The 9687-nt window shown below is 75.9% G+C and carries 4 protein-coding genes and 3 tRNA genes; 3 read left to right on the plus strand and 4 right to left on the minus strand.

The genetic code is table 11. The features are described 5' to 3' along the window. Window positions 1-129: 129 nt before the first annotated feature. Entirely contained in the window at window positions 130-3207 is a 3078-nt protein-coding gene (locus ACFUK0_RS22905) for an Ig-like domain-containing protein (RefSeq protein ID WP_380253062.1), read from the minus strand. A 302-nt stretch (window positions 3208-3509) separates the two neighbouring features. Between ACFUK0_RS22905 and ACFUK0_RS22910 the strand changes: the two genes are divergently transcribed. Both ACFUK0_RS22910 and ACFUK0_RS22915 read left to right on the plus strand, forming a co-directional pair. Continuing rightward, window positions 3510-3935 (plus strand): globin family protein, encoded by a 426-nt coding sequence (locus ACFUK0_RS22910; protein WP_380253064.1) that lies wholly within the window; start codon window positions 3510-3512, stop codon window positions 3933-3935. A gap of 10 nt (window positions 3936-3945) precedes the next feature. After that, window positions 3946-5220 (plus strand): globin domain-containing protein, encoded by a 1275-nt coding sequence (locus tag ACFUK0_RS22915; protein WP_380253066.1) that lies wholly within the window; start codon window positions 3946-3948, stop codon window positions 5218-5220. Window positions 5221-5281: 61 nt separating this feature from the next. On the opposite strand, the gene ACFUK0_RS22920 is transcribed toward ACFUK0_RS22915, so the two are convergent. The 3 genes from ACFUK0_RS22920 to ACFUK0_RS22930 form a co-directional block, all read right to left on the minus strand. Beyond that, window positions 5282-5357, minus strand: a tRNA-Arg gene (locus tag ACFUK0_RS22920). Between the two features lie 136 nt (window positions 5358-5493). Beyond that, window positions 5494-5566: transfer RNA gene (locus tag ACFUK0_RS22925), tRNA-Arg, on the minus strand. A gap of 153 nt (window positions 5567-5719) precedes the next feature. After that, window positions 5720-5810 (minus strand) — tRNA-Ser (locus ACFUK0_RS22930). Between the two features lie 179 nt (window positions 5811-5989). Between ACFUK0_RS22930 and ACFUK0_RS22935 the strand changes: the two genes are divergently transcribed. Further along, window positions 5990-9649, plus strand: coding sequence for a PAS domain-containing protein (locus ACFUK0_RS22935; RefSeq protein ID WP_380253068.1), 3660 nt, complete (start codon window positions 5990-5992; stop codon window positions 9647-9649). The last annotated feature ends 38 nt before the right edge of the window (window positions 9650-9687 follow it).

A 9687-nucleotide genomic window follows, 5' to 3' on the forward strand; every position in this document is an offset into this window, starting at 1 on the left:
GCCAGACTCAGGCTAAGTTCATACGTCATCAAATGCGACATTTAACGCTTAGCGTGTCGACATCCGCTGACGAACCGTCCGAGTCCGAACTGACGCGCAGGCACATGATTGGTGGGTTGGCGAACGAAGTCAGTCCTCGTACGTAGTACGCCTGCGGCGTCCGGAGCCGTGTCCGAACACCCGGCGGGTGATCAGCCCCACGGCGGCAAGGAGCAACAGGACGCCGGAGAGCACCGCCCGCCAGCCTCCCTGCGCCGGACGGGACTGCTGGTGGGCCGCACCGGCGGGCGGCGCGGCCAGCGCCCGGCCCGGCCCGCCGGTCGTACGGTCGGCCTCCTCCCCCGCCGCCGCGACGGGCACGCCCAGCAGGTCGGCCGACAGCGGGAGCGCCCGGGTGGATCCCTTGGGCCCGGCCGGGGCCGGGGTGGCCGGGGTGGCCAGGGGCGAGGCCGGGGCGGACGAGGCAGCCGGGGCGGACGGGGACGGGGTGCCTGTGCCGGACGGAACCGCCGACGGCGTGGGCGACGCGGCGCGGGACGGGGCGACCGGGAGGGCGGACTGGGGCGGAGCCGTCGTCAGGACGGCCGTCGGACTGCCGGACGGGCCGCCGGACGGACGGGCGGACGGGCTCGGAGCGGGCCCTGCGGACAGACCTGCGGCCGGGCTCGCGACGGGGCTCGTGACCGGGACGCCGGCCGGCGCGGAGGACGGCACCGGCGTACTCGGCAGACTGCTCGGCAGCACGCTCGGGCCCGCGCTCGGCCCTGCGCTCGGCCCTGCGCTCGGCCCAGCCGAAGGCTGCCCGGGCACCACGGGCGCCGGCGACGGGGACACCGCCGGGGCAGGGGTCGACGGGACGAGCTGGGGCGCCGACGCGGACGCCGACGCGGACGCGGACTCCGAAGGCCGTCCGGACGGCGGTGGGGAGGCGGCAGCCGGGCGGGAGGGCGACGGCGAGGCGGCGGGCACCGGAGTGGGAACAGGAACGGGGACGGGGACGGGGACGGGGACGGCGGCGGGGACCGCCACCCGCACCGCCACCGGGTCGGCCGCCGTTCCGTTGCCGGCCCGGTCGGTGGCGGTCACGACGAGCGCCTGGTCGCCGTCCGCGAGATCCCGGAAGGCCGTGCAGCTCCAGCTGCCGTCGACGGCGGCCACGGCCGTGCACGCCACCGCCCGGACGGCCGTGGCGGGCGCGCCGAGGCGGGCGGTGACCAGCACGGTCGTGCCCGGCTCGGCGCGGCCGGTGAAGCGGGGCCGGGCGACGCGGACGGTCTCGCCCGCCACCGGGGCGGTGAGGACGGGCCGGGCCGGCGCGACGGTGTCGACGACCAGGGGGGTGGCCGGGCCGGGCGTGCGGTGGCCGGCCGCGTCGACGGCGGTGGCGGTGAGCCGGTGCGGGCCGTCCACGAGGGTCTCGACCGGCAGGCAGGACCACCCGCGGTCGGGGCGCACGGCGGTGCTGCAGAGTTCGGCGACCGGGCGGGCGCCGTCCGGCTGGTCGGTGACCGAGACGGTGCTGTCGGGGTCGCCGGTGCCGGTCAGCAGCAGGCCCGGGTCGTTGGTGTACTCGGGCAGGGTGAGGGCGGGGGCGGCCGGCGGGCGGGTCTTCACGGTGATCCGGACGGGGTCGCCGGTCAGCACCAGGCCACCGGTGGTGGTCTCGACCGGGGTCAGCTGGTGGACGCCCTCGGCCAGTGGGGCGTCGGGGCGGCAGCTCCAGCCGCCCGCCTGGTCGGCGGTGGCGCGGCAGAGCGTGGCGTCGCCCTCCCGGACGTCGAGGCCCGCGCCCGGGACGGCGCCTTCGCCGTGGATCCCCGGGCGGGCGTCGGCCACCGTGGTTCCCGGGACGGGGGTGCCGATCTCGGGCCTGGCGGCGCCGACGGTCAGCTTGATCCGCTGGTCCTCGACCGCGCCGGAGTCGGCGAAGCCGCCGGGGGCGACCAGTTGCGAGGCGTCCCGGCCGATCCGGAGCCGGGCCCAGGTGTCACCGGCCGCGGCTCCGGCCGGGACAATCCACTCCAGGTCCGCCGTGGTGGCCCCGGCGGGGGTCTCGGCCTGCACGCGTTCGGTGGCGTCGAACTTCCCGTTGTGGTCGAAGTCGATCCACCCGGCCAGGGTGGCCGGGCCGCTGCCGGCGGCGACCGGCACGCTCAGCCGGTAGTAGTGCCCGATGGCGGCGGCCGCCGGGTACCCGACGGCGGGGTCGGCGCCCTGGTACTCGGTGCGCCCGGGCTGTGCCGGTGGTGGCGGCTGGCCGGCGAAGACGCTGCGGCGGCCGGCGCCGCCGTCCCGTTCGACCGGCGGCGCGGCGGTGTCCGGCCGACTCGCCGCCCTGGCCGCCGGGCGGGCGTCCGAGCCGAGCAGGAGGTCGGTGGCGAGGTGGGAGGCGTTGGCGTAGCCGGCGGGTGCGCTGCCGACCTGCTCGTCGAGGGTGACGGTGTAGGCCTGCTTCAGCGCGGCGGGCTCGGTGGTGCTGCCCGCGCGGGCGGTACTGCGCTGCTCGACCCGCAGGGTGGCGGTGGTGAGGGTGCCGGCGAGTTCGAGGCTGCCCTCGGCCGCCGCGTCGGGCGCGCCGTCGGCGGCGCCGTCGGCCCCGGCGGGGGCGAGCGCGTTCCCGGCCACCGTCCAGCCGGTCCAGTCCGTCCGGGCGAGGAGGGCGGGTGCGGCGGGCGAGCCGCCGGTGACGGTGAGCCGGGTGGCGGTGCCGGTGGTGCCGCCCTTGCCGGTGGCGAGCCCGGCCAGGCCGCTGACGTGCACCCTGGGGTTGCGCACCGCGCGGGAGAAGGAGATCTGGAGGCTCCCGACGGTCCGCCAGGAGCCGTCCGCCAGTGGGCGGTCCTCGGTGCTGCGGAAGGTCTCGGCCGGGTCGCCCGGCCTGCGCCCGTCGGCGTAGCCGGCGGCCCGGCCGGCACCCGGGGGACGGTCGGCGAGCCGGCCGGGTTCGGCGGTGACGGTGACGCCGGGAACGGCGGCGAAGTCGAGTCGGACGGTGAGCCCGGAGGGCAGTCTCGCCTCGCGCTGGGCGGACCAGGCGTCAGGTGACTGCTGGGCCTGGGAGAGCGGCGAGTTCCAGCCAAGAAGCAGCCCGGTCGCCAGGGTGGCGGCCGCCGCGGCTCCCGGCAGTCGTCGGCGTGCGCGGCGCGGGCCGGCCGGGTGCGGACCGTGGTCGGGCCGGATGGCGTCGTGGGAATACTGTCGGCTCATCCGGCTCTCCTTCGATGTCGGCTGCCCGGGGGCAGTCTGGGCACAAGATCCGACAAAACGGAATCACGATCCTGAGCCGGTAATACTGCGACACCAACGGCATTGTCCAGGTCATACCCAAATGGCCGCCCCCCTCCCGGCCCCGTCCTCGACCGAGTGGCGCAGTGGCGGGTGATGTCACTCGGAGTGAGATATTCCGGCCGGTACCGGCCTGGCGACAACCTCCCGTTACTGACCAGTATTTGACCATTCATCGGCCCCATCTGTTCGAATTGCCCGGGGGCTCAGTAGAGTCGGCGCCCGTGACCATAAATCCGGTACTCATCAAGAGCAGTTTCGCGATCGTCGAACCCCACGGCGCCGACGTCGCCGGGTACTTCTACCAGCACCTGTTCGAGCACAACCCCGGTGTCCGCAGCCTTTTCGCCGAGCATCTGAGCGACCAGCAGGACCGCCTCTGGGCGGCGCTCGGCGCACTGGTCACCCACCTGGAGGACACCGAGACGCTCGTCGGCATCCTGCAGGACCTCGGCCGCCGGCACGCCGCCTACGGCGCGCTGCCCGAGCACTTCCCGGCCGTCGGGGCGAGCCTGCTGGCGACCCTGGCCCACTTCGCCGGCGAGGAGGCCTGGACGCCGGAGGTCGAGGAGTCCTGGACGGCCGTGTACGGAGTCGTCTCCGGCACGATGTCCGAGGCGCTCACCGCCGCCAAGAACAGCGCTTCCTGAGGCCGGCGCGGTGCCCTTCGACCCCGCGGTCATCCGCGCCAGCTTCGCCGTCGTCGAGCGCCGCGCCGACCACATGGCCAAGTACTTCTACGCACACCTGTTCACCAACAATCCCGGCGTCCGGGACTTCTTTCCCGAACACATGGAGGAACAGCGCGACCGGCTGTTCGCCGCGCTCACCCAGCTGGTCCTGCGGCTGGAGACCCCGGAACAGCTCACCGGCTACCTGCGTGCGCTCGGGCGCGACCACCGCAAGTTCCAGGCCGCGCCCGAGCACTACCCCGCCGTCGGGGCCAGCCTGATCGCCGCCCTGCGGCATTTCTCCGGCCATTCCTGGACGCCCGAGATCGAGAGCGCCTGGGCCGCCGCGTACGCGGTGATCACCGAGGTGATGACCGGCGCCGCCGCCGAGGCGGAGGCCGAGCCGGACTCCCCCGCCTGGTGGGAGGCCGAGGTGACCGGCCGCCGCCGGGGCGCCCCCGACATCGTGGTGCTCACGCTCAGGCCGGAACGCCCGTACCCGTTCCGGGCCGGTCAGTACCTGACCGTCTGCTCGCCCCGGGTGCCGCGGGTGTGGCGCCCGTACTCGATCGCCAACGCGCCGCGCGCCGACGGGACCCTGGAACTGCACGTGCGCCGGGTGCGGAACGGGCAGCTCAGCACCGCCCTGGTCGACGACGTGCTGCCCGGCGAGCGGCTGCGGCTCGGCCCGGCGCTCGGCGACGCGGGCCTGGTGCCCGGCTCACGCAGGCCGCTGCTCGCGGTGGCCGGCGGCACCGGCTGGGGGCAGGTCAAGGCGCTGCTGGAGGAACTCGTCCGGGCGCCCGAGCCGCGCCGGGCCGTCGTCTTCCTCGCGGCCCGCGACGACGCCGACCAGTACGACCTGGGCGCCGTCCGGGAGCTGGTCGGGCGCTACGACCGGCTGGAGGTGCTGCTGGCCGCCCCCGCCGACCGTGCGGACCGCGAGACGGGCGCCCGGCTGATCACCAGCAGGCTGACCGAGCGCGGCGACTGGGAGGGCTGGGACATCCACCTCTCGGGGCCGCCCGACCTCGCCCCCGAACTCACCGGGCTGCTGGTCGGGCTGGGCGCCGACCCCGCCCTGATCCGGCACGACCCGGTGCCGGAGACGTTCAACCGGACCCGGCCGCTCGTCCCGTCCGACTGGTTCCTGGACCAGCGGGACGTGCCGTGGATCAACCGCACCGAGCTGGGCACCGGGGCGGACGACCGTCCGGCCGCCGTGGAGGAGACCGCGCCGGCCGTGGTGGACGTCGAGATCTGAGCCGCCGGGGACAACGCAGGAGCCCCGCCGGCCTGATGGCCGACGGGGCTCCTGTTTCAGCTGGTGCGCTCAGCAGGATTCGAACCTGCAACCTCTTGATCCGTAGTCAAGTGCTCTATCCGTTGAGCTATGAGCGCTTTCGGATGCCTTGCGGCGCCCTGCGGTACTCGGGAAAGCCTACCCGATCCGGGAGCCCTCCCCGCACACCCGGCCCGGCGTGTGCGGTGCAAACGGCGAGGCCCCTGGCCGGAGCCCGGGGCCTCACGATTGCGGTGCGCTCAGCAGGATTCGAACCTGCAACCTCTTGATCCGTAGTCAAGTGCTCTATCCGTTGAGCTATGAGCGCTCGCCCTGGTGTTCGTTCTGCCGGGGCGGTGCGGGAACAACATTACATGACCTGCGACGTGGGGCGAAATCGTTTGATCCCGCCCCCGGCGGGGCCGCAGGAGCCCGCACGGAAAAGCCCCGCCGGCCTGGTGGCCGACGGGGCTTTCGGAGGCGGAGGCTGAGGGATTTGAACCCTCGATGGGCTTGAAGGCCCAAACCGCATTAGCAGTGCGGCGCCATAGACCGGACTAGGCGAAGCCTCCTCCACACAAGGAGCGTTCCCGCATGGCGGATCCGTTCCGTGTGCCAGTGATGATGCCACAACCTACCGGCCCGGCACCAACCACTGCGTACGTTACTAGGCGGGTCGTCCCGTCCGCAAAGAACAATGAGATACTTCCGTCTCCGGAGGAGCTGCCCTGAGCCGAGGAGACCTGTCGACGTGAGCAGCAGGCCGATCCGAGGCGCTGCTCGCCTCGCCGCCATACTCGACGCCCTGCCCGACGCGCTGCTGCTGGTGAACAGCAACGGCACCGTCGTCGATGCCAACAACGCCGCCGTGCAGAGCCTGCAGGCACCCGGCACCTCGCTGGTCGGCATGGGCGTGCTCGATCTCTTGCCCGAGTTCGACCCCAGCCGCATCCCGGGGTCGATGCGCCCCGCGCCGCGGGAGGACGACGAGCTCGACCGACCCGTACGGATGACCGCCCGGCGCACGGACGGCACTGCCTTCCCCGTCGAGGTCTCCGGCAACGACTTCGCGGACGACGGGGCGAGCGAGGGCCGCGGCTACGCGCTGTCGCCGCTCGTGCCCCACGACCCGTACCGGGACGGCCCGCGGCAGTCCTCCGGCAGCGACCTGCTGCTGCTGCTCGTCCGCGACCTCTCCAGCCGGCTCGGTGTGGAGGCGGAGCTGCGCCGCCAGCACAAGCAGACCGAGATGATCCTGCGGGCCGCCGCCGAGGGCGTCCTCGGCGTGGACCTGGAGGGCCGGTGCGTGCTGGTCAACCCGGCCGCCGCGCACATCCTGGAGTACCGGGCGAGCGAGCTGGGCGGGCGCGAGCTGCACCCGCTGATCCAGCACTCCAAGGCCGACGGCACCCCGCTGACGCTGGAGGAGTCCGCCCTCCTCGACACCCTCACCTCGGGCCGCAAGCACCGGGTGCGCGGCACCGTGCTGTGGCGCAAGGACGGCCGGCCGGTGACGGTCGACCTGACCACCGCCCCCGTCCGGGACGGCGACCAGCTGGTCGGCGCGGTGATGACGTTCACCGACCGCACCCGCGAGCTGGCGCTGGTCGCCCGCAACGAGCACCTCACCGCCGTCCTGGAGTCCGAGCTCGGCGGCGCCCTGACCGCTCTGCACCGGCGGATCGACGCCCTCGCCGGCGACCCGGCCGGCCAGCTCTGGCCGGAGGCCAACTGGACGCTGCGCCGGCTCGCGGACGAATGCCGGCGGTTCGGCAAGCTGATCGACGGCGTGCTCTCGTACCAGCGCTTCGAGGACGGCGCGGAGAACGGGCAGAGCCCGCTCCAGCGCGTGCCCGTCGGCCTGGACGAGGTCGTCCGGCAGGCCGTCGCGGACGCCGGGGAGCTGGTCGGCGCGGGCCGGGTGCGGTTCTCCGTGCACGCTGCCGCCGTCGAGGTGATCGCGGACGAGGACCGGCTCGCGCAGGCGCTGGCCCACCTGGTCGCGGACGTCAGCGGCGTCGCCCTGTCACTGGACGCGGTGTCCCCCGCCGACGGCGCCGCCCCCGCCCCGGCCGGGCTCCCCTCCACCGGCGGGGACGCGCCGACCGTGGTGCTGGCCGCCGCGCAGCGCGGCGAGGTGGCCCGGGTCGAGATCCGCGGCCCCGGCCTCGGTGGCAGCCCCGTCCACCTGCCGATAGCGCGCAGCGTGGTCGAGCGGCACGGCGGCGTGCTGCAGTCGCACGAGCTGCCGAACCGGGCCGGCACCACGTACGTGGTCGAGCTGCCGCTGGACCCGGTCGCGGCCAAGGCCGCCGCCGAGCGCGCCGCCACGACCGGACGCCGGGACACCCCCAAGGAGAGCGACACCGCGGTGCTGCCCGACCTGCCGGGCATCCCGCAGCTGCCGGAGGCGCCCCGCGCGCAGGACGGCGAGGGCAGCGGGAACGCCGAGGACGAGAAGACGGCTCAGGACGCCCCCGTCCCCCGGCCCGCCGCCGAGGAGCCGGCCGCGAGCCGGCCGCCCGAGGCCGAGGCGCCCGCCGCACAGCGGCCCGCCGGCCCCGAGCACTGGCACGAGGCGCCCGCCGCGCCCAGGACGGCCCCGGGCGGCGGGGTGACCCTCGGGCGCCCCGCCCCCGGCCAGTGGAACGGCGACGGGAGCGACCCCGCCTACGGCCGGCCGGCCGCCGGTGCCTCGGAGCAGCCCGAGCAGGACGACCCCTGGCGCGGCGACGACGGCAGCGGCACGGCGTACGCCCTGCCCGTCGGGGGCAGCGACCGCAGACGAGAGCGCCGTGAGCAGGCCCAGGCGCAGGCCGAGTCGCAGGCGCAGAAGCCCGCCCTCGGACCGATCGCGCTCGGCCCCGGGCCGTCCGCCCCGGCCGAGGTGCCCGCTCCGGCGGCGCCGGCCGAGCCGGTGCCGGCGCCCGCCGCGAGTGGTGCCGAGCGCGGACCGCTGGCCCTCGGTCCGGGCGGCCCGGCCGCCGACGGCGAGCCCGTCCCGGCCCAGCCCTCCCGGCGGCGGCGGGCGCTGCCGTCCGGCGAGGAACAGCCGGCCACGTTCTCACTCCCCGGTGTCCCGGACCCCGGCACGCCCCTGTACCCCGGCCTGGAGAACGCGCTGCCCACCGGCCCGGCCCCGGCTCCGCCCGAGGCGGGCGCCGTGCAGCCCACCGGCCGCCGGCGCCGGCTGGCCGTGCCGCCCGGCGGCGAGGCCGACGCCCGCCCCGAGGAGCAGAGCGCCCCGGCGCAGGCCCCTGCGGCGGCCGCTGGTCCGGCTGCATCCGGCGAGCTGGAGATCGCCCGGCCGGCGCTGCCCGCGACCACGACCGCGACGGCGCAGGCCGCCCTGCCGGCCGAGGCCGGCGACAGCGAGCCGACGCCGCCGCAGCCGGTGGGCAGCGGGCTGGGCGAGCTCAGCCCGCCGCGTCCGATGGGCGCCCCGGGCGGCGGCTTCGCCGGTGCCTTCCCGGCGGCCTTCCCGGCCGCTCCGCCCGTTCCCGCGCCCGCCGCACAGGCAGAGGGCGGGGGGGCGGTGGAGGCCCGCACTCCCCCGCGTCCGATGGCCGAGCTGGCGCCCGCCGGCACCGGCGAGGGCGCGCCCGCCCCGGCGGCGGACCCGCCGACGATGATCACTCCCGCCGTCGACGGGAACCCGCGCCGCCTGCTGGTCTGGCCCGAGCCCGACCCGGCCACCCGGCAGGCCCTGGAGGACCGCGGCTACCACCCGGTGATCGTCCGCTCCCGCGAGGAGGTGGACGCGCAGGCCTCCGGCTTCCCGGCGGCGCTCTTCGTCGACCCGCTGACCGGCCCGATCACCCGCACCGCCCTGCAGTCACTGCGGACGGCCGCGCTGAACAGCCGGGTGCCGGTGCTGGTCACGGCCGGGCTCGGCCAGGCCACCCGGGACGCCGCGTACGGGGCCGACCCGGCCGTCCTGCTGCGCGCCCTCGCGCCGCGCGACGGCGAGAACCACGCGCCCCGGGTGCTGCTGGTCGAGGGCGACCCGGACATCGCGGCCGCCATGATCGGCTCGCTGGAGCGGCGCGGCATGCACGTCGAGCACGCCTCGGACGAGAACGACGCGGTTGCCCGGGCCAGCAGCGTGCAGCCCAACCTGGTGGTGATGGACCTGGTGCAGATCCGGCGCCGCCGGGTCGGCCTGCTGGACTGGCTGCGCGCCAACGACCGGCTGCACCGCACCCCGCTGGTCGTCTACACGACGGACGGCCTCGACCGGAGCGAACTGCCCCGGCTGCGGACGGGCGAGACGGTGCTGTTCCTGGCCGAGCGCTCGACCACCGCGGACGTGCAGTCGCGGATCGTCGACCTGCTGGGCCGGATCGGCTCGCTCGGTGAGCCGGGCGCCGGACCGGCCGGCGCCGGTGTCATGAGGCTGGCCGAGCGCTGAAGCGCCGTGAACGCCGTCGGGCCGCCCCTCCTCAGGGC

This window comes from Kitasatospora sp. NPDC057223 (assembly GCF_042669755.1).
In the GTDB taxonomy this organism is placed as follows: Bacteria; Actinomycetota; Actinomycetes; order Streptomycetales; family Streptomycetaceae; genus Kitasatospora.